The organism is Actinoplanes sp. NPDC023714 (genome assembly GCF_040639855.1).
Lineage (GTDB): Bacteria > Actinomycetota > Actinomycetes > Mycobacteriales > Micromonosporaceae > Actinoplanes.
In genome coordinates this window covers 85,701-104,677 of record NZ_JBFAAR010000003.1, presented here as the reverse complement: position 1 = coordinate 104,677, position 18,977 = coordinate 85,701, and the positions used below count along the sequence as shown (strand labels likewise).

The window sequence follows — 18,977 nt, the reverse complement described above, 5'->3', positions numbered from 1 at the left end:
CACAGCCACCCACCCGGCGGCGACAAACCGGCCCGGACCAATCCCCTCCCCCACACACCCGGCCCCCGGCGGCCCCGAATCCCCCCGGCCCCGGCTCGGCGGCCCCGGCCCGGACCCCGAAACCGTCAAACCGCCACGGCCGCCCGGAACACCAGCTTTCCCTCCTCCACCTCCACCACGACCGTCTGCCCCGGCCTCAGCTCGTTGAACAGGATCTGCTCGGACAGCGCATCCTCCAGCTCCCGCTGGATGGCCCGCCGCAACGGCCGCGCCCCCATCACCGAGTCGAAGCCCTTGGACGCGAGATGACGCCGGGCCTCGTCGGACAGCTCCAGGCCCATGTCCTTGTTCTTCAGCTGCCCCTCGATCCGGCCGACGAAGATGTCGACGATCCGCAGGATCTCGTCCTCGGCCAGCTGGTGGAAGACGATCGTGTCGTCGATGCGGTTCAGGAACTCGGGCCGGAAGTTCTGCTTCAGCTCGTCGTTCACCTTCAGCTTCATGCGTTCGTACGACGACGCCGACTCCTCCGACGCCTGGAAGCCGAGGGACACCGCTTTGACCAGGTCACGGGTGCCGAGGTTGGTGGTCAGGATGACGACCGTGTTCTTGAAGTCGACGATGCGGCCCTGGCCGTCCGTCAACCGCCCGTCCTCGAGGATCTGCAGCAGCGTGTTGAAGACGTCGGGGTGGGCCTTCTCGATCTCGTCGAAGAGCACGACCGAGAACGGCTTGCGGCGAACCTTCTCGGTCAGCTGCCCGCCTTCGTCGTAGCCGACATAGCCCGGAGGGGCGCCGACCAGCCGGGACACCGTGTAGCGGTCGTGGTATTCGGACATGTCGAGCTGGATCAGCGCATCCTCGGAGCCGAACAGGAACTCGGCCAGCGCACGGGACAACTCGGTCTTCCCGACACCGGACGGGCCCGCGAAGATGAACGAGCCACTCGGACGCTTCGGATCCTTCAAACCCGCCCGGGTACGCCGGATCGCCCGCGCGACGGCCTGCACGGCATCGTCCTGACCGACCACGCGGCGGTGCAGTTCGTCCTCCATCCGCAACAGCCGGGTGGTCTCCTCCTCGGTCAGCTTGTGGACCGGGATGCCGGTCCAGTTGCCGAGGACCTCGGCGATCTGCTCCTCACCGACGTCCGACCCGGCTTCGGCGCTGGTCATCCGGCGGATGCGCATCCGGGCGCCGGCCTCGTCGATCAGGTCGATCGCCTTGTCCGGCAGGAAGCGGTCGGAGATGTAGCGGTCGGCCAGCGTCGCGGCGGCGACCAGGGCCGGGTCGGTGATGCTGATCCGGTGGTGTGCTTCGTAGCGGTCGCGCAGCCCGCGGAGGATCTCGATGGTGTGCGCCAGCGAGGGCTCCTCGACCCGGACCGTCTGGAACCGCCGCTCGAGGGCGCCGTCCTTCTCGATGCTCTTGCGGTATTCGTCGCTCGTGGTCGCGCCGATCGCCTGGATCTCGCCGCGGGCCAGCACCGGCTTGAGGATCGACGCGGCGTCGATCGCGCCCTCGGCCGCCCCGGCGCCGACCAGGGTGTGTATCTCGTCGATGAACAGGATGATGTCCCCCCGGGTGCGGATCTCCTTGAGCACCTTCTTGAGGCGCTCCTCGAAGTCACCGCGGTAGCGCGAGCCGGCCACCAGCGCGCCCAGGTCGAGCGTGTAGACCTGCTTGTCCTTCAGCGTCTCGGGCACGTCGTCGTTGACGATCGCCTGGGACAGCCCCTCGACCACGGCGGTCTTGCCGACGCCGGGCTCGCCGATCAGGACCGGGTTGTTCTTCAGCCGGCGGGACATCACCTGCATGACCCGCTCGATCTCGGACTCCCGGCCGATCACCGGGTCGAGCTTGCCCTCGCGGGCGGCCTGCGTCAGGTTGCGGCCGAACTGATCGAGGATCATCGACGTGGACGGCGGGCTCGCGGTGGCCGTGCCGGTGGCGGTCACGTCCCTTTCCGGGTAGCCGCTGAGCATCTGGATGACCTTCTGGCGGACCCGGTTGAGATCGGCGTCGAGCCGGACCAGCACCTGCGCGGCGACGCCCTCGCCCTCGCGCAGCAGGCCGAGCAGGATGTGTTCCGTACCGATGTAGTTGTGACCCAGCTGGAGCGCCTCACGCAGCGACATCTCCAGGATTTTCTTGGCCCGCGGCGTGAACGGGATGTGCCCGCCCGCCGGCTGCTGCCCCTGCCCGATGATCTCCTCGACCTGCTCGCGCACCCGCTCGAGGGTGATGCCCGACGCCTCCAGGGCGCGGGCCGCGACACCCTCTCCCTCGCGGGCCAAGCCCAGCAGGAGATGCTCGGTGCCGATGTAGTTGTGGTTGAGCAGGCGGGCTTCCTCCTGCGCCAGCACGACGACCCGTCGTGCACGGTCGGTGAACCGCTCGAACATCCCGATCACGCCCCTCAGCACGGTGACTCAAGGAACGCGCTGAGTCGGGGACTCTTGGCCGGACACCGGGCTCGGGTGGGCGCTCCACCCGCGGCCATTCTATCGCGCCCCGCGCCGCGATCGGAGGGCCTGAGGAGCGAGCCGGGCCGCCGCGCACTTAAGGTTCCGCTAAGGAGCAAAACAGGCCCCGCCTGTTTAGACTCCGCGCCCATGAAGGAAAGTGTGCTGCTCGGCGAGATCACCTGCCCGTCCGGTGAACTCGTCCTGATGGACAGCGGTCGCCTCGGCCTGTGGTCCGGCGAGCTGTCGCCGGACGAGACGGCCGAGCCGGGCACCGTCGCGGCCGCCGACTTCGAGATCGCCGGGCCGGACGCGCTGGCCGCGGCCCGGTCGTTCGACAGGCAGTCCGGCCGCTACCTCTACGACATCCCGCAGCACGGCGTCGCGAAGGTGCACGCCCAGTTCCAGGAGCACTGCGCGGAGCACGGTCTCCAGGCGACGCTGCGGCTCTTCCCGCGACGGGTCCCGCACCGCGAGCGGCTGCGCCGGGCGCTCAAGACCGGCGCGCGGGACTTCCTGGTCGCCGGGTTCCCGGCGGTTCCGGTCGGCGATCTGCCCGCCGACCGCCCGCTGCCGGTGACCGCGACGCCCGGGCCGAAGGGCTGGCGGGAGATCCAGATCTGGATGGGCGCCGGCACCCCCGTGGAGACCCGCCGGCTCGGCGACATCCACGTGGAGGAGGAGCGGTTCGTCTTCGCCGACGTCGGCGCGCTCTGCTCGTGGGTGCACGAGGAGACCCTGGACGGCCTCGCCGACCTGGTCTTCTGGGGACGCGACGAGGAGCTGATCGCGGCCGAGTTCCGGGCCGGGCGCACCGGCATCCTCGCCGACGACCCGTACGGGTGGACGGATCTCCCCGACGAGGAGGCCTACCAACTCGCGGTCCGCCTCCAGCACCGGCAGCACGCCGAGCCGCAGGCCGACTTCGCGTTCGACTTCCGGCCGCACTCGCACCATTGGCAGGCGCTGGCCGGCATCCGCGGGTCCATCCACGACGCCGCCGTGGTGACGGCCGGCGACGCCGACATCCTGGTGGCGCGGACCTCGGTGGGCGACGGTGCTTTCCCCGTACGCCTGGATCTTGATGCCGCCGGGAAGCCGGCGGCGATCCGGATAGATCTCCCGCAATCAGCTCTCTGACAGGGCCGGACGGCGGCGCGGAGCGATCCCCCGCGCCACGCCGGTCGCCTCGAGACGCCGGGCGATCAGCAGCCCGAGGGCGATGAACACGACCGCGCTCACCGCCATCAGCCCGAAGAAGACGATCTGCGCCGCGAGCGCCATGTCGCCGATGTTGAAGAAGGAGTAGGCGGAGAACGCGTAGAAGCTCTCGAAGACCACGGCGGTCACGTAGAACAGCCACGGCTTCCAGATCCGGTAGCGCGTCACCAGGAAGCCGAGCTCCATCGCGCCGCCGACCATCAGGTTCGTGACGATCGCGGCCGGGCCGGCCGGCGTCGGGATGTTGATGATGCCGGCGATCAGCATGGTGATCAGGGCGGCGCCGGGACGCCGCAGCACCGCGAGCGCCACGACCGGGCCGACCAGCCAGACGCCGACCATCGCGGCGTAGAGGAGCGGGACGGCCGCCGAGATCGCCGCCGCGACGAAGTTGGCCGGCAGCAGCAGGACGCCGGTGGCCGCGCCGATCGCCGCGCACGCCATGAGGAAGCGGGTCTTCATCCGTCAGACTCCAGTCAGGTTGGGCACGAGAAAGCAGAGGGAGATCAGCCAGGCCGCGAGGACCGCGTCACGGGCCCGCAGCGGCACCGTGCGTCGTTCGGTCCGGGCGCGATGCGCCCCGAAACCCCGCGCTTCCATGGCCAGCGAGACGCGGTCGCCGTGCCGGATGGCGCCGGCGAGCAAGGGTACGGTGTAACCGGCGTACCGCTGTCCGGTTGCGATCGGCCCGCGTCCCGCGTCGGCGCCCCGCACCCGATGCGCCAGCCGGATCACCTCGAGGTCGTTGCGGAATCGCGGCACGAACCGGATGGCGGCGAACCCGGCATACCCGATCCGGTACGGCATCCGCAGGTGCGTGATCATCGAACGGACCAGGTCCGGGCCGTCGATGGTGAGCCCGGCCAGCAGCGCCAGCAGCATCACGGACGTGACCCGCAGGCTCGTCGCGAGGCCGGTCTCCAGCGCGCCCGACCAGAGCGTGAAGGGTCCGAGAGTGATCAGCGCGGTCGTGTCGTCGACCTGGCCCGGATCGGTCCACACGCCGAACGAGACGGTCATGACCGCCACGAGCGCGATCGGGCCGGCGATGGTCCACAGCAGGGTCCGGCCGCTCAGGCGTCCGAAGAGGATCAGCATGATCAGGGCGATCAGAGCAAAGGCGGCGGGGGTACGGAGGTCGCGTGTGCCGAGGGCTACGACCATGGCGGGGATCGGGGCGAGCACCTTGACCACGGGGTTGTAGGACCGCAAATCCGTGATTCCCGCCATTGGTTTCACTTCGAGGCCTCCAGGGCCGGCAGGCCGCTCTCGCTGGCCGGTAGGTCGGCGAGGCGGGTGAGGCCGTGCCAGTGCGGGTGGTTGACCAGCGCGCGGGCGGCCCGGGCGAGCGGCGGCGGGCGCAGGCCGGTGGCGGCGAGCAGATCCGCGTCGGCGTAGATCTCCGCGGGCGTGCCGTCGGCGGCGATCCGGCCGTCGTCGAGCACGATCACCCGGGTGGCGTGCTCGGCCACCAGGGTCATGTCGTGACTGACCACTACGATCGTAGTGCCGTTCGCGTGCAGGCCGTCCAGCAGCGACGACAGCTCCTCGGCACGCTCCCGATCCTGGCCGAACGTGGGCTCGTCGAGCACCAGCACGCGCGGCCGGGTGACCAGCGCGGTGCCGACCGAGAGCCGCCGTTTCTGGCCGCCGGAGAGCAGGAACGGGTGCATCGTACGCAGTTCGCGCAGCCCCAGCCGATCGAGCAGCTCCCCGACCCGGGCCTCGACCTCGTCCGCCGGCGCCCCGCGGACCCGCAGCCCGTAGGCGAGCTCGTCGTCGACCCGGCTCGTCACGAACTGGTGCTCCGGGTTCTGGAAGACGAACCCGACCCGCTCGGCGAGCAGCCGCGGATCGGCCGTGGCGGGATCGAGCCCGTCCACGATGACCGTTCCTGATTGCTCTCCCCGCCTTGCCGTGATCACGCCGGCCATGGCCTGGGCCAGGGTGGTCTTGCCGGCGCCGTTGGAACCGGTGACGGCGACGAACTCCCCCGCGGCGATGTCGAGACCGATGCCGGTCAGGATCGGCTTCGCATCCCGGAGCACGCTCAGTCCCCGTACCGAAATGGCCCTTTCATCGCGCACGGAGAGTGACGCGCGCCGCCGCGGCTCGGGAAGCGCGGAGGTCGCGTCGAGCGCCGCCGCCAGCTCGCCCGGAGTGAGCGGCAGCGGGTCGAAAACGATCCCCGCCGCACGCAGGCGCAGCGCTGCGAGCGTGGCGGCCGGAAGCCAGACACCCAGCTCGACGAGGTAATCGGCGTGGTCCTGCAATGTCTCGCGCGCCGGACCGTCGAGCACGACACGGCCCTCACTGTTTAGAACGATCACCCGGTCGACCAGTTCGACAGCGGCGTCGAGGTTGTGTTCGACGAGCAGCACGGCACGGTCGCGGTCGGCCGTGACGTCACGCAGCGTACGGAAAACCTCCTCGACCCCGGCCGGATCGAGGTTGGCGGTCGGCTCGTCGAGGACCAGCACCGGCGTGCGCAGGGCCAGCGCGCAGGCGATCGCGAGCCGCTGCCGCCCGCCGCCGGAGAGCCGGTCCGGCTCCTCGTGGCGGCGCTCCCAGAGCCCGACGCGGCGCAGTGCCTCCTCGGCCCGCCGCTCCACCTCGGCCGGCGGGACGAGCAGATTCTCCGGTCCGAAACAGACCTCGTCGAGGACCGTCGCCGTGACGATCTGCGCGTCCGGGTCCTGGAAGACCATGGCGACCTCGGTGGCGAGCTGTGGCACCGGCGTGGTTCGCGTGTCGTGCTGTCCGATCCTGATCGTCCCGGTCAGGTGCGCGTCGATGACCTGCGGCACCAGGCCGTTCACGGTGAGGGTCAACGTGGACTTGCCGCAGCCGGACGGGCCGAGCAGCAGCACCACCTCGCCGGCGCCGATCTCGGCGGTGACGTTCTGCGGGCGGGCCGGGCCCCACTCCTCGTCGATCTCGTGCCGGACGGAGACTCCGGTCAGCTGCAGCATGGGCATAAGGATAGGTAACCCTTATCTCTTGAGGACACCCCTGATCTATGTGCGGTCGAGTTGACTGAGGACGCGCGGCAGCGTTGAATCCCGTCTGGATGTGTTGGTTTCCGAGTGTGTTGGTTTCCGAGCGGGGGACGGACCTTGCGATCGACCGCCGAGACAGTGACCGGCCCGCGGACGGCCGGCGAGTCCTGGACGTGCCCGCGACCCTCTTCTCCGACCGATCTGCGGGTGATCCATGAGCCGGGACGGGTAGTGAGTGTCTCCGCAGGCGACATTTCCCTTTTTTCGTATGTATACGGCCCAGAGCCGGCGCTCCGCACTGTCCGCACACTCGGTGACGACACGGTTCCCGGTGTCGCCTGGACACCCCCGCACATCGACGAACATCCACGCCTGCGCCCGGCGGGCGACGCCTCCCTGACCGAACTGTCCACGACGGGCGTCACCGCGACAGCCGCCCACCGCCTGATCTGGACCGGTCACAACGGCGTACCCGTCCTCGACGAATGGCGCGCACTCACCGCCCAGCTCACCGGCGACGACAGCTGGGTGCTGCTCTTCGAGAACACGCTCACGAACATCTCCGGCGCTCCCCTGACGTTCGCCGCCGTGGGCGGAGGCCTGCGCTGGAGGGGCGCGCTCTCGTTCACCGGCGACGGCCCGTCCGAGGTACGAGCGGAGCACAACCCGCCGGCCCGGGTGGTCCTGGTGGGCGACGAGTACAACCCACCCCACCCCCCACTGCGCTCCAAGGGCAACGGCCACACGATCGCTTTCCGCCACGCAGCCGCGATCGCAGCGGGCCCCCACGACACGGCAGCCTTAGCCGCCCTGGCCCGAAACGCCCTGACCGACCCGTAACCCGCCCGCACCGCCCCGCCCGTGTCGGCCCGCCGCATCGCCCCGCCCGTGTCAGCGCCGCCTCGGCACCGGAGGCGAGCCGACCGAGTCCACTCCGCAGCCGGTTCGGTCGGTCGGACGCCGGCTGCAGCGTATTGCCGCGACACGCCGCGGGAGCGATGGGCTGCAGCCGGTGAGGGACGGCTGTGGCTTGCGATCAGTGGGGTGGCTCTCGTGCTCGTCGAGCCGCTGGCCGGCGGCGAGGGCCGAAACGGTCGCCCACGCCTGACGAAGAAAGCCTGACATCGAATGCACAGGCTCAGCACAACGACCTCACCAGCGCGCGCACTTTCCTGGAGTGGTCCAGTCAACGGCCCTCGAAGGATGCGTCGATGTCGTACACCCTTTCCCGCCGCCGGTTCGGCGCCGCCCTCGCCGGAGTCCTCGGCGTGGCGGCGCTCGGCGGATGCGCGGCCGACGCCACCACGGCGAGCAGCGGCAGCAGCACCAGCGGCAGCAGCAGCAGCGCCGGCGCGACGATCTTCGACGGTGGCACGGTGCATGACATCACGCTGGCGTTCGACGACGGCGCCTACGACGCGATGATCGAGGCTTATCTGAAGGACGGGACGAAGGACTGGATCGAAGCGACCGTGACGATCGACGGTTCTTCGTACGAAAAAGCTGGTCTGCGCCTCAAGGGCAACTCCTCGCTGCGCGGGCTGAGCGGCGACGACAGCCCGCAGGACCTGCCGTGGCTGATCCGTCTCGACAAGTTCGTCGACGGCCGGCAGCACCAGGGCTACGCCGAGTTCGTGGTCCGCTCGAACAACACCGCGTCGGCGCTGAACGAGGCGGTCGCCCTGGAACTGCTCGGCCGGGCCGGGCTCGCCACCGAGAAGTCGTTCTCCACGAGCCTGTCCGTGAACGGCGGCGACCGGGTGCTGCGCCTCGTCGTGGAGAATCCGGGCGACAAGTGGGACGCGGACAACTTCACCGGCGCCGGGCTGCTCTACAAGGCGGAGAGCGGCGGGGACTACAGCTACCGGGGTGACGACGCGGCGAGCTACGAGGACGTCTTCGATCAGGAGGCCGGCGAGGACGACCTCACGCCGCTGATCGCGTTCCTCGAGTTCATCAACGAGTCCGACGACGCGACGTTCGGCGCCGACCTGGGGAAGTACCTCGACGTGGACGCGTTCGCGACGTACCTCGCCTTCCAGGATCTGGTCCAGAACTCCGACGACATCGACGGGCCCGGCAACAACTCCTACCTGCGCTACACGGCCGACACCAAGATCATGACGGTGGTCAACTGGGACCTCAACCTGGCCTTCGGAGGCATGGGCGGAGGTCGCGACGGCGGTGGTGACGGGGGCGTGAGGCCACAGCCGAGCGGGATGCCCGGCAATCGAGGCGGAGGACGAGGAGGGCGGTCCAACATCCTGGTGACTCGCTTCCAGGCCGATGATGTGTACGCCGGGAAGTACACGCAGGCGCAGTCCGACCTGAAGGAGGCCCTCTACACCAGCGGAGTGGCGCAGACCGTCCTCGACCGGCGGGCGAAGGTGCTCACCGAGCAGGCGTCCGACCTGGTGTCCGCGGACACGATCACGTCGGACGCCTCGAAGATCTCGGCGTACTTCAGCGGCTGAGACGAAAGGCCTGAGGGGTCAGCCCAGCACGATCGGCTCGAACACCGACGTGAAGTTCTGCTGCTCCTCGGCCGTGTTGAAGCTGACGTAGTAGTGCAGCTTCTCGTAGTCGGCCTCGCTCGGGAACACCAGCGAACTCTCGGCGACCGCAAGCATCTCCTTCTTGTCGTCCCCGGAGAGCCCGGCGGCGTCCTTGCGGATCTGCTCCTGCGCGGCCGGCACCGGGCACACGTAGTTGATGTACTCGGCCAGCGACGCCGCGTTCTCGACCTCGTAGAAGAAGTCGATCAGCATGAGGGCGTCGACCGGGTTCGCCGCGGTGATCGGGATCGCGAAGTTGTCGGTCCAGATCGTGCCGCCCTCCTCGGGGATGACGAACTTGAGGTTCGTACCCTCGGAAAGGTTCTTCTGGAAGATGTCACCGGACCAGGCCTGCGTGATCCAGACCTCGCCGTTGCCGAGGGCGTCGACGTAGTCCTGCTCGTAGTACTGGCGCACGATGCCCGCGTCCTTCTGCTGCTTGAGCTTCGCGGCGCCCTTCCGCCAGCCGGCCTCGTCCGACTGGCCCGGGGTCACGCCGGCGGCGAGCATGCCGAAGTTGGCGAGCTCGGTCAGGTCGGACATCATGCCGACCTTGCCCTTGAACGCCGGATCCCACAGGTCGGCCAGCTTCGTGATCGGCCGGTCGACCTTCTCCGGGTCGTAAGCGATGCCGGTGATCCCGGACGCCCACGGCACACTGAAGACGTTGCCAGGGTCAAAAGCCTCAGATTTGTACGCCGTGGCGGCGTTGGCGGCGAAGTTCGGCAGCCGGCTGTGGTCGAGCGGCGCGAGGAACCCGGCCGAGCGGAACTGACCGAACTGCACCCCGTTCGTGATCACCATGAGGTCGTAGCCGATCGGCTGCTTCGCCGACAGCTGCGGCTGCACCTTGGCGAACCAGGGGCCCATCTCCTGGATGACCTCCTGGTAGTTCACCGCGATCCCGGTCTTCGCGGTGAACTTCTTCAGCTCCGGCCTCTCCGGATCCATGTAGAGCGGCCAGTTGGCGAAGTCGAGCTTGTTGTTCTGCTGCTTGCCGGCCCAGAACGTGGCGATCGTGTTGGTGTCGACACTCGCCGCGGGCGTGCCCCTGCCCTCCACCCCGCAGGCGGCCAGCGCCGCGCCGAGCGCGCCGAGGCCGCCGAGCCGCAACGCGTCACGGCGGCCGAGCCGCCGTTGCGTCACGCCGCGCAGGAGGGAGGGACCGGGGGTGTTGCGGGAAGACATCGGGCTCCGATCAGGTACGGGTGCGCGCGGCGCGTCGGACGTGAGCAGCCGGCGTGGCATGGTCACACACGGAGAAGAGCACCCGGTGAACGGGCCATGATCCGATGGTATGTCTCACGCGTGCCGCCTGATCGGGGCTTCGTGTTCCCGTCAGCGGGTCGGGTAATCGGTGTAGCCGCGCGGGCCCGGGGTGTAGAACGTGCTCGCGTCGGGCGCGTTCTCCTCGGTGTCGTGCAGCCAGCGGGCCGCCAGATCCGGGTTGGCGATCGCGGCGCGGCCGACCGCAGCGGCGTCCGCGACGTCCTGCTCGACCAGGGCGATCGCCTCGGCGCGGGTGGTCTGCGTGCCGAAGCCGGTGTTCGCGATCACCGGGGCGACCTTGCGGAAGCTCTGCGCCAGCGCGCCGGCCGGCTCCTGGTGCAGGACGTCGACGAAGGCGATGCCGAGCGGCGCGAGACCGTCGGCGAGGGCCGCATAGGTGGCGGCCAGGTCGTCGGGGTCGGTCTCCAGGGCGCCCTGGATGTTGTGCTCCGGGGAGACGCGGATGCCGGTGCGCTCCGAGCCGATCGCGGCGCTCACCGCGGTGACGACCTCGATGGCGAGACGGGCCCGGTTCGCGGGCGTTCCCCCGTACGCATCGGTCCTGGCATTGGAATTGGGCGCGAGGAACTGGTGCAGCAGGTAGCCGTTGGCGCCGTGGATCTCGACGCCGTCCAGGCCCGCCTCGATCGCGTTGGCGGCGGCCGCGGCGAACCCGGCGATGATGTCGTCGATCTCGACGAGGGTGAGGGCGTGCGGGACCGGCAGTTCCGTCTTGCCGGCCGGGACGCGGATCTCACCGGGCGCCGCGATGGCGGAGGGCGCGACGGTACGGCCGGTCAGGCTGATCTCCGGGTGCGAGATGCGGCCGCCGTGCATGATCTGCATGACGATCGTGCCGCCCTCGGCGTGCACCGCGTCGGCGACCCGCCGCCAGCCGGCGATCTGCTCGGCCGTCTCGATGCCGGGCTGACCGATCCAGGTACGTCCCTCGAGGATCGGGAAGGTCCCCTCGGTGATGATCATGCCCATCGACGCGCGCTGCCGGTAGTGCTCGACCAGGAGGTCGCCGGGCACGCCGTCCTGGCCCGCCCGGATGCGGGTGAGAGGGGCCATGACCAGGCGATTGCGGAGGTTGAGCGCACCGAGCGTGGTCGGGGTGAAGAGCTTGTTGGTCACGCCATGTAGTCAAGCTCCGGATTGTTGCAGCGGCAAGTTAATGAGTCCTTGGTTACTCCGGGTTTCAACAGCACTCCTCGACGATCCGGCTTCTCAGACCGCCACCGGTTCGCGGTCCTCGGTGCGGGCCGGTGACTTGACCCGGAAGCTGAGCAGCGCCAGGCCGAGGCCGGCCACCGTGAGCGCCACGCCGAGCCAGGCCGACGACAGATAGCCCCACCCGGCCGCGATCGCCGCCCCGCCGAGGGCCGCGCCGATGCTGTTGGCGACGTTGAGCGAGGACTGGTTCACCGCGGCGCCCATGAGCTGGGCCTCGGGGGCCGCCTCGATCAGCAGCGCCTGGAGGGCCGGGACGATGAAGAGGCTGGCCGCGCCGGTCAGGAACGCGCCGAGGAAGAGGCCGGCCGGGTGCGCCGCCGTGAGCGCGAAGATCGCGACCGAGGCGAGCATCGCGACGAAGCCGATCAGCACGGTGCGGCGCAGGTTCCAGTCGGCCGCCACGCCGCCGACCGCGATGCCGGCGGTCATGCCGAGGCCCATCACGGCCATCACCCACGGGACCGTGCCCGAGGACAGCTCGGTGATCTGGGTGGTCACCGGGGCGACGTAGCTGTTCACCGCGAAGAAGCCGCTCGTGCCGATCGCCACGGTCGCGGCGGCGAGCCAGACCTGCGGGGAGCGGAAGGCGGCCAGCTCGGCGCGGGGTGAGCCGCCCGGGGAGGCGGCCACCGCGGGCACGGTCAGGAGCACGGCCACCAGGGTGAGGGCGAAGACGGCGGCCACCGCGAGGTAGGCGGCCCGCCACCCCTGCGCCTGGCCGAGCGCCGTGATGAGCGGGACGCCGAGCAGGTTCGCGGCGGTCAGGCCGCCGATGACCATGGCGACGCCCTTGCCCTGGTTGCCCGGGCCGAGGATGCTCGCGGCCAGGATGCCGGCCGCGCCGAAATACGCGCCGTGCGCGAGCGCCGCCACGAACCGGCCGGCCAGCACCAGCTCGAAGGTAGGCGCGAGCGCGGAGGCGGCGGTCCCCACGACCATGAGGCCCAAGAGGCTGAGTACGAGGCGACGACGGGCGATCCGCGCGGTGAGGGCGGCGATCGTGGGCGCGCCGACGACGACGCCGAGAGCGTAGATCGTGATCATCCAGCCGGCGGTCGCGACGGCGTCCTCGTGCGAGCGGGCGTACGCGGCGGGCAGGAGATCGGCGGCGATCTCGGGGAGCAGTCCCATGGCGACGAATTCGGTCAGGCCGAGTCCGAAGCCGCCCAGGGAGAGGGCGAGCAGGGCCGCCCAGCGACGGCCGGCTGTCAGGTTGTCCACGGGTGCCGACTCTAGAACGTTCTAGTGGCGCGCCGGTATATAACGTTCTAGTTCTCACAACGTACGATCGTGGCTATGCAGTCAGGGGAGCGGCGCACTACCCTCGCCGACGTCGCGGCGGAGGCGGGCGTCTCGGTCGCCCTCGCGTCGATCGTGATGCGCGGAGCCGCCGGCGCCGGTGCGGCCACCCGCGAGCGCGTCCTCGAAGTGGCCCAGCGGCTCGGCTACCAGCCCGACAGCCGGGCCCGCCTGCTGCGCAGCGGCCGGACACGCCTGCTCGGGGTGGTCTTCGACGTGCGGCACCCGTTCCACGTCGACCTGCTGACCGGGCTCTACGCGGCGGCCGGCGAGGTGGGCTACGAACTGACCCTCAGCGCCGTGACACCCCGCCGCGACGAGCGGACCGCGATCGACGGCCTGCTCCAGGACCGGTGCGAGGCGCTCGTGCTGTTCAGCCCCCGCTCGCGCACTCTTGAGCTCGCCGCGCTCGCCGCTCGGATGCCGGTCGTCGCGATGATGCGCGGGGTACGCCACCGCGACGTCGACGTGGTCCGCACCGACGACGCCCGAGGCTCCGAACTCGCCGTCGACCACCTGGTCGAACTCGGTCACCGCCGGATCGCCCACATCGACGGCGGCACGATGCCCGGCTCGGCCGAGCGGCGGCAGGGCTACCAGCGGGCGATGCGCCGGCACGGCCTCGCCTCGCTGATCCGCATCGTCCCCGGCGGCCCCGGCGAGGAGGACGGCGTCCGCGCCGCGGCGGCCCTGCTCGCGGAACCTCCCACGGCGGTGGCCGTCTTCAACGACCTGAGCGCCACCGGCCTGCTCGACGTCCTGCGCGGCAACGGTCATGAGGTGCCCGGCGACATCAGCGTGGTGGGCTACGACGACAGCACGTTCAGCAGGCTCGCCCACATCGACCTGACGACGGTCGCGCAGGACGTGGACGCGCTGGCCGGCCGGGCGGTGCGCCGCGCGGTGGCACGCATCGAGTCCGCCGAGGTCGAACACCGCGAAGTAGTGATCGAACCGAGACTGGTAATCCGAGGCACAAGCGGCCCGCCGCAATAGCCCGCCCCCGCCCCCTGCCCCGTGCCCGCCCCCCCGCCCCGTGCCCGCGCCCCGCGCCGGTACCCCGCGCCCGCGCTTGCCGTCGGTGCTCGCGCTTGCCGCCCACGCCACCCCAGCAGATCTTGGACGATTCACCACCGGATTGGGTGATCGATCGTCCAAGATCGCGGATCACGAGGATCTTGAACGCCTTCCCACCGAATGCGGTGTCCAATCGCCCAAAATCGCGGGTCGCGAGGATCTTGGACGCCTTCCCACCGAATGCGGTGTCCAATCGCCCAAAATCGCGGGTCGCGAGGATCTTGGACGTCTACCCACCGAATGCGGTGGTCGATCGTCCAAGATCGCGGGTCGCGAGGATCTTGGACGTCTACCCACCGAATGCGGTGGTCAATCGTCCAAGATCGCGGATGGCGAGGATCTTGGACGCCTTCCCACCGAATGCGGTGGTCGATCGTCCAAGATCCGCTAAGGGTGAAGCGCACGGCGCCCCAAGCCCGCAGTCTGCCCGGCGCCGCATACCGCACACCGCACACCGTGCGCCAACCGAACCAGTTGCAGTCCATCGCTACCGAGCACAAAACACACCCCAAAAAAACGGCCCCCTGTCATGACAATCGTCGATACAGAACCCCCCTTCACCTGGACAAACCGAACTAACGCCCATCTCGGACACCTTGTCGCGCGCTACTAGGTCTACGACTATGGTTGAGGGGCATGGAGAGAGTCTTTCTTATGGGCCCGGCCGAGATCCGCGCCCGCCTGCAGGTCTCGCGCCAGCGCGCGCACCAAGTGATCAATCGGGATGACTTCCCGCGGCCCTATCAGGTGTTGCCGATGGGCAAGGTCTGGGATGCCGCCGACGTGGAGCGGTGGATCCGGAAGTGCCGGCCGGGACTGGTGCAGGAGAGGAGTCAACAGCGATGAGATGGGGAGGAACGATGGACTTCGAGAAGATGTACCGCGCCGACACCCCACCGCCCTGGGAGATCGGTGGCCCGCAGCCCGCCCTCGCCGCCGTGCTGAAGGCGGGTGAGCCGCGCGGTCCGCGCGCTCTCGATCTCGGCTGCGGCACCGGCGATCTCGCGATCGCGCTGGCGCGGCTGGGATTTCAGGTGACCGGCGTCGATTTCTCGCCGACCGCTGTCGATCAGGCGCGGGCGAAGGCGGCCGCCGAGGGGCTGACCGTCGAGTTCGAGGTCGCCGACGCGACGCGGTTGCGGCTGACCAAGCGGTTCGACTCGATCTTCGATTCGGGACTGCTGCACAGCCTGGTTCGCACGGGCGCCGACTATCCCTCGTACATCGGGAAGTTGCCTTTGATCTCCGCCCCCGGAGCGACACTCTTCGTGCTCGCGGTCTCGCGGGCCAACGACGACGGCTGGGGCGTCACCGCGGACTTCCTGCGCGCGTCCTTCCCCGGCCCGTCGTGGGTCGGCGTGTCGATCGACGAGATCGGCATAGCCGCCCTCCAGGAGGGCGAGCCACTCACGCTGAGCGGTTTCCTTCTGCGAGCGACAACCCCTCATCTGTACGCAGGGAGCTGATCACCGCGACCATGTCCTCACCGGCATGCCCGTCGCCCGCGGCCGTGGCATAGAGCGCGGCGCAGACGTCGAGCAGGGGTGAGCGGATTCCGGCGCGCAGGGCCGCGTCGACGATGAGGCGACTGTTGTAGAGCACGTCGCCGACCGAAGCCTGTACCGAGAAGTCGGAGGTGACGAGTTTCTGACCCTTTCCCCGTGACACCGCGCTGGCCATCGGACCGGCGTCGAGGACTGCCTGCAGGGTGGCGAGGTCGAGGTCGTGCCGCTCGGCGAAGTGGAACGCCTCGGCCAGCCCGGTCACCATGCTGATCAGGAAGGTGTTCACGGACAACTTCATGAGCAGCGCCCCGGGCACCGCGCCGCACGGGACGATCGAGCGGCACATCGGCCGCAGCAGGGGCGTCACCCGCGCGATCCCGGCCTCGTCGCCGGCGATCATCGCGACCAGCTGCCCGGCCTCGGCCGGACCGCGCGACCCGCTGACCGGCGCTTCGACATAGGAGCCGCCGGCAGCGCGGACGTCCGCCCCGAAGCGTGCCGACCAGGCCGGGTCGGTGGTGCCCATGTGGACCAGCGTGCGGCCGGCGACGAGGTCGAGGTCGACGACCGACTCGGCGACGCGGTCGTTGGCGAGCATGAGGATCACGGTGTCCGCCGTGGCGAGCACCTCGGCGGCGGACCCGGCGACGGCCGCCCCCGCTTCGCGCAGCGGGACGGCCCGGGACGCGGTCCGGTTCCAGACGATCAGGTCGGTGCCGGCCCGGGCGAGGTTCAGCGCCATCGGCTGCCCCATCACGCCGAGGCCGAGGAATCCTGTGGTCACGGACCGGACGTTACGGAAGGCCGGGCAGCACCACCCGATCCAATTGGCCCGGAGTTTCCCGGCCCCGGATCGCGATGATCGCGTTGAGGCTGTGCTGGCGGGTGCAGCGTTCCAGCTCGTCCGCCGCGACCTCGCCGGACCGCAGCATCCGCAGCAGCTCGTCGTGCTCGTCGACGGAGCTCGCGAGCCGGTGCGCCGGCCAGCGGGAGACGAGCACCCGGGAGGCGTCGATGCGGTCCCACGCGCTGTCCAGCGACTCGATCAGATAGCGGTTGTCGCCGGAGGCGTACAGGGTCCGGTGGAACAGCCGGTGCAGCGCCATGACCTCGCCGTGCTGGTCGGCGGGGCCGCCGGCGTGGGCGCGCAGCGCGTCGTTGAGCCGTTGCGCCTCGCCTATCGCGGCCGGGGTGATCCGGCACCGGGCGCGGCGCATCGCATAGCCGTCGAGCAGGGCGAGCATCTCGACGAGCTGCTCCCACTCCTCGTCGTCGAGGGTGTTGACCCGGGCGCCGACGTTGCGCTCGAACGTGATCAGGTTCTCGGCTTCGAGGCGGCGCATGGCCTCGCGCACCGGGACCGGGCTGACGTCGAGGTCGCGGGCGATGGCGCTCAGGACGAGCCGCTCCCCCGGTCCGTAGGTTCCGCCGAGGATGCGCTCCCGGATGGACCGGTACACCGACTCGTGTTTCGAGAGCAGAGATGACATAGACCCCGTCCGCGGTGATCGTATATCTTTCGTTGGATCGTATACGATCCGAGAGTCGTCGCTACGGGGGCGTACGACAACGCGCCGGTGCTGCCCGAGTGGGGGGCGGGCAGCACCGACGCCGTCGTCAGGCTCGCAGCCGTCGATAGGCCCGCGCCGACAGCGGCACGAAGATCGCCGTCAGCACCAGCGGCCATCCGAGGGCGAGCCACACGGCGCCGTCCTCGAGCACGCCACCGGTCACGCCCGTCGGATTGCCGAACAGCTGCCGGACCGTGGTGGCCGTGGCCGACAGCGGATTCCACGCCGCGATCGCCCCGAGCCAGGCCGGCATCGTCTCGGCCGACACGATCGCGGTGGACAGGAAGCCGATCGGCCACACCAGCACCTGCACGGCCGCCGTCGCACCGTCGCCGCGGAACGTCAGGCCCAGGAAGATCCCGATCCAGAGAACCGCAAACCTCAAGAGCAACAGCATGAGTACGGCGAGAGCCGCCGACGCCGGATCCGACGTGATCCGCCAGCCGACCAGCAGACCGCCGGCGATCAGCACGAACAGCTCCAGCACCGAGTTCGCCATGTCGGCGCCGACCCGGCCGAGGGCCACCGACGCGCTGCCGATCGGCAGTGATCGGAACCGGTCGGTGATGCCCTTCTTCGCGTCGTTCGCCATCGCCGTGGCGGTCGACTCGACACCGAACATCATGGACAGCGCCAGCATGCCGGGCAGCAGGTAGTCGATGTAGTCGCCGCCGCCGGGCAGGTCGATCGCCCCGCCGAAGAGGAACCCGAAGACCAGCAACAACATGATCGAGAAGAGGACCGAGAAGATCGGGCCCCACGGCTCGCGGACCCAGTGCGCGAGTTCGCGCTGGGTGAGGATCCATCCCGGGCGCATCGTGGTCATCGGTCACCTCCGGTCAGCTCCAGGAAAGCCTCGTCGAGGGTGGGGCGGCGCACCTGAAGGTCCTCCGGCGAGATCTCGGATTTTTCGAGGATCATGAGTACGTCCTTGACACCGCCGCTGACGGTCACCGTCCTCGCGTCATGATCGACGACGGCGGGTTCCAGCCTCCGCGCCACCTCGTCGAGCGAGTCGTCGATCGACACGGTGACCGTCACCCGCTCCCCGCCGACCTGCCGCTTCAGCTCGTCCGGGGAGCCCTCGGCCACCACCCGCCCGTGGTCCATCACCGAGATCCGCGAAGCCAGCTGGTCGGCCTCGTCGAGGTACTGCGTGGTGAGCAGCACCGTGGTCCCCCGGCCGGCGATCTCGCGGACGCTGTTCCACACCTCGTTGCGGGCCCGCGGGTCGAGGCCGGTGGTCGGCTCGTCGAGGAAGAGCACGGCCGGCGTGAGGATGAGCCCGGCCGCGATGTCGAGCCGCCGCCGCATGCCGCCGCTGTAGGTGTTCACCGGCCGGTCGGCCGCGTCGGTCAGCCCGAACCCGCCGAGCAGCTCGTCCGCCCTGCTCAGCGCGTCCGCCTTGGCGAGCCCGTAGAGCCGGCCGAACATCACCAGGTTCTGCCGGCCGCCGAGCACCTCGTCGACCGCGGCGTTCTGCCCGACCAGCCCGATCCGGCGGCGGACCTCGGCGGGCCGGGTGCGCACGTCGTACCCGGCCACCCGCGCCGTCCCCTCGTCCACGTCGACGAGGGTGGCCAGCGCCTTCACCGCCGTGGTCTTGCCGGCGCCGTTCGGGCCGAGCAGCCCGTGGATGACGCCCGCCGGAACGGTGAGGTCGAAACCGTCGAGGGCGGGCAGGTCTCCGTACCTTTTGCGCAGTCCTTCAGCGAAGAGGGTGTGCACCGGCGCTCCTTAACTCCGTATGCCTTACGGAAATTGCTGCGCCGAACACCGT

General features: G+C 69.9%; 17 protein-coding genes. 6 read left to right on the top strand and 11 right to left on the bottom strand.

Translation table 11 applies throughout. From position 1 onward, the window contains the following. Positions 1 to 125: 125 nt before the first annotated feature. Complete coding sequence (locus AB0G10_RS15775; protein WP_360923022.1) at positions 126 to 2,405, bottom strand: ATP-dependent Clp protease ATP-binding subunit; 2,280 nt, start codon at positions 2,403 to 2,405, stop codon at positions 126 to 128. A 210-nt stretch (positions 2,406 to 2,615) separates the two neighbouring features. Between AB0G10_RS15775 and AB0G10_RS15770 the strand changes: the two genes are divergently transcribed. Next, the gene (locus AB0G10_RS15770; protein ID WP_360921052.1) at positions 2,616 to 3,605 is read left to right on the top strand and encodes a hypothetical protein; all 990 of its coding nucleotides are present in this window, start codon (positions 2,616 to 2,618) and stop codon (positions 3,603 to 3,605) included. Here AB0G10_RS15770 and AB0G10_RS15765 read toward each other — a convergent pair. The 3 genes from AB0G10_RS15765 to AB0G10_RS15755 are packed head-to-tail and all read right to left on the bottom strand — an operon-like array spanning position 3,594 to position 6,658. Continuing rightward, the gene (locus AB0G10_RS15765) at positions 3,594 to 4,148 is read right to left on the bottom strand and encodes an ECF transporter S component (protein ID WP_360921049.1); all 555 of its coding nucleotides are present in this window, start codon (positions 4,146 to 4,148) and stop codon (positions 3,594 to 3,596) included. The two genes, AB0G10_RS15770 and AB0G10_RS15765, sit on opposite strands and share 12 nt — an antisense overlap. A gap of 3 nt (positions 4,149 to 4,151) precedes the next feature. After that, the gene (locus tag AB0G10_RS15760) at positions 4,152 to 4,916 is read right to left on the bottom strand and encodes an energy-coupling factor transporter transmembrane component T (protein ID WP_360921046.1); all 765 of its coding nucleotides are present in this window, start codon (positions 4,914 to 4,916) and stop codon (positions 4,152 to 4,154) included. A 5-nt stretch (positions 4,917 to 4,921) separates the two neighbouring features. Next, a complete protein-coding gene (locus AB0G10_RS15755) occupies positions 4,922 to 6,658 on the bottom strand; it encodes an energy-coupling factor transporter ATPase (RefSeq protein ID WP_360921043.1) in 1,737 nt (578 codons plus the stop codon). Positions 6,659 to 6,916: 258 nt separating this feature from the next. On the opposite strand from AB0G10_RS15755, the gene AB0G10_RS15750 reads away from it, so the two are divergent. Then, positions 6,917 to 7,525 carry a DUF6807 family protein gene (locus AB0G10_RS15750; RefSeq protein ID WP_360921040.1) on the top strand — a complete coding sequence of 203 codons (609 nt, stop codon included), beginning with the start codon at positions 6,917 to 6,919 and terminating at the stop codon, positions 7,523 to 7,525. A gap of 371 nt (positions 7,526 to 7,896) precedes the next feature. Next, the gene (locus AB0G10_RS15745; RefSeq protein ID WP_360921037.1) at positions 7,897 to 9,159 is read left to right on the top strand and encodes a CotH kinase family protein; all 1,263 of its coding nucleotides are present in this window, start codon (positions 7,897 to 7,899) and stop codon (positions 9,157 to 9,159) included. Positions 9,160 to 9,177: 18 nt separating this feature from the next. On the opposite strand, the gene AB0G10_RS15740 is transcribed toward AB0G10_RS15745, so the two are convergent. The 3 genes from AB0G10_RS15740 to AB0G10_RS15730 all read right to left on the bottom strand — a co-directional run bounded on the left by AB0G10_RS15740 (position 9,178) and on the right by AB0G10_RS15730 (position 12,966). After that, positions 9,178 to 10,428 carry a spermidine/putrescine ABC transporter substrate-binding protein gene (locus tag AB0G10_RS15740; RefSeq protein WP_360921034.1) on the bottom strand — a complete coding sequence of 417 codons (1,251 nt, stop codon included), beginning with the start codon at positions 10,426 to 10,428 and terminating at the stop codon, positions 9,178 to 9,180. A gap of 150 nt (positions 10,429 to 10,578) precedes the next feature. Next, on the bottom strand, positions 10,579 to 11,646 hold the full coding sequence (locus tag AB0G10_RS15735) for an alkene reductase (RefSeq protein ID WP_360921032.1): 1,068 nt from the start codon (positions 11,644 to 11,646) through the stop codon (positions 10,579 to 10,581). A 93-nt stretch (positions 11,647 to 11,739) separates the two neighbouring features. Further along, a complete protein-coding gene (locus tag AB0G10_RS15730) occupies positions 11,740 to 12,966 on the bottom strand; it encodes an MFS transporter (RefSeq protein ID WP_360921029.1) in 1,227 nt (408 codons plus the stop codon). 75 nt (positions 12,967 to 13,041) lie between these two features. Between AB0G10_RS15730 and AB0G10_RS15725 the strand changes: the two genes are divergently transcribed. The 3 genes from AB0G10_RS15725 to AB0G10_RS15715 all read left to right on the top strand — a co-directional run bounded on the left by AB0G10_RS15725 (position 13,042) and on the right by AB0G10_RS15715 (position 15,587). Beyond that, entirely contained in the window at positions 13,042 to 14,040 is a 999-nt protein-coding gene (locus AB0G10_RS15725; protein WP_360921025.1) for a LacI family DNA-binding transcriptional regulator, read from the top strand. Between the two features lie 735 nt (positions 14,041 to 14,775). Further along, a complete protein-coding gene (locus tag AB0G10_RS15720; protein ID WP_360921022.1) occupies positions 14,776 to 14,967 on the top strand; it encodes a hypothetical protein in 192 nt (63 codons plus the stop codon). Between the two features lie 14 nt (positions 14,968 to 14,981). Next, complete coding sequence (locus AB0G10_RS15715) at positions 14,982 to 15,587, top strand: class I SAM-dependent methyltransferase (RefSeq protein WP_360921019.1); 606 nt, start codon at positions 14,982 to 14,984, stop codon at positions 15,585 to 15,587. Here the strand turns inward: AB0G10_RS15715 and AB0G10_RS15710 are convergent. From AB0G10_RS15710 to AB0G10_RS15695, 4 genes are all read right to left on the bottom strand, one after another. Then, positions 15,529 to 16,410 carry an NAD(P)-dependent oxidoreductase gene (locus AB0G10_RS15710; RefSeq protein ID WP_360921016.1) on the bottom strand — a complete coding sequence of 294 codons (882 nt, stop codon included), beginning with the start codon at positions 16,408 to 16,410 and terminating at the stop codon, positions 15,529 to 15,531. The genes AB0G10_RS15715 and AB0G10_RS15710 overlap by 59 nt on opposite strands. Positions 16,411 to 16,420: 10 nt before the next feature. Then, positions 16,421 to 17,116: a GntR family transcriptional regulator gene (locus tag AB0G10_RS15705; protein WP_360921013.1), complete on the bottom strand. Its 696-nt coding sequence runs from the start codon at positions 17,114 to 17,116 to the stop codon at positions 16,421 to 16,423. A 127-nt stretch (positions 17,117 to 17,243) separates the two neighbouring features. Continuing rightward, entirely contained in the window at positions 17,244 to 18,023 is a 780-nt protein-coding gene (locus AB0G10_RS15700) for an ABC transporter permease (RefSeq protein WP_360921010.1), read from the bottom strand. Further along, the gene (locus AB0G10_RS15695; protein ID WP_360921007.1) at positions 18,020 to 18,925 is read right to left on the bottom strand and encodes an ATP-binding cassette domain-containing protein; all 906 of its coding nucleotides are present in this window, start codon (positions 18,923 to 18,925) and stop codon (positions 18,020 to 18,022) included. Before AB0G10_RS15695 ends, AB0G10_RS15700 begins: the two co-directional genes overlap by 4 nt. Positions 18,926 to 18,977 lie beyond the last annotated feature (52 nt).

Excerpts from the sequence above, each read along its gene's own strand:
- AB0G10_RS15775 (WP_360923022.1), bottom strand. The coding sequence starts at position 2,405 with ATGTTCGAGCGGTTCACCGACCGTGCACGACGGGTCGTCGTGCTGGCG.
- AB0G10_RS15770 (WP_360921052.1), top strand. The coding sequence starts at position 2,616 with ATGAAGGAAAGTGTGCTGCTCGGCGAGATCACCTGCCCGTCCGGTGAA.
- AB0G10_RS15765 (WP_360921049.1), bottom strand. The coding sequence starts at position 4,148 with ATGAAGACCCGCTTCCTCATGGCGTGCGCGGCGATCGGCGCGGCCACC.
- AB0G10_RS15760 (WP_360921046.1), bottom strand. The coding sequence starts at position 4,916 with ATGGCGGGAATCACGGATTTGCGGTCCTACAACCCCGTGGTCAAGGTG.
- AB0G10_RS15755 (WP_360921043.1), bottom strand. The coding sequence starts at position 6,658 with ATGCTGCAGCTGACCGGAGTCTCCGTCCGGCACGAGATCGACGAGGAG.
- AB0G10_RS15745 (WP_360921037.1), top strand. The coding sequence starts at position 7,897 with ATGTCGTACACCCTTTCCCGCCGCCGGTTCGGCGCCGCCCTCGCCGGA.
- AB0G10_RS15740 (WP_360921034.1), bottom strand. The coding sequence starts at position 10,428 with ATGTCTTCCCGCAACACCCCCGGTCCCTCCCTCCTGCGCGGCGTGACG.
- AB0G10_RS15725 (WP_360921025.1), top strand. The coding sequence starts at position 13,042 with ATGCAGTCAGGGGAGCGGCGCACTACCCTCGCCGACGTCGCGGCGGAG.
- AB0G10_RS15720 (WP_360921022.1), top strand. The coding sequence starts at position 14,776 with ATGGGCCCGGCCGAGATCCGCGCCCGCCTGCAGGTCTCGCGCCAGCGC.
- AB0G10_RS15715 (WP_360921019.1), top strand. The coding sequence starts at position 14,982 with ATGGACTTCGAGAAGATGTACCGCGCCGACACCCCACCGCCCTGGGAG.
- AB0G10_RS15705 (WP_360921013.1), bottom strand. The coding sequence starts at position 17,116 with ATGTCATCTCTGCTCTCGAAACACGAGTCGGTGTACCGGTCCATCCGG.
- AB0G10_RS15700 (WP_360921010.1), bottom strand. The coding sequence starts at position 18,023 with ATGACCACGATGCGCCCGGGATGGATCCTCACCCAGCGCGAACTCGCG.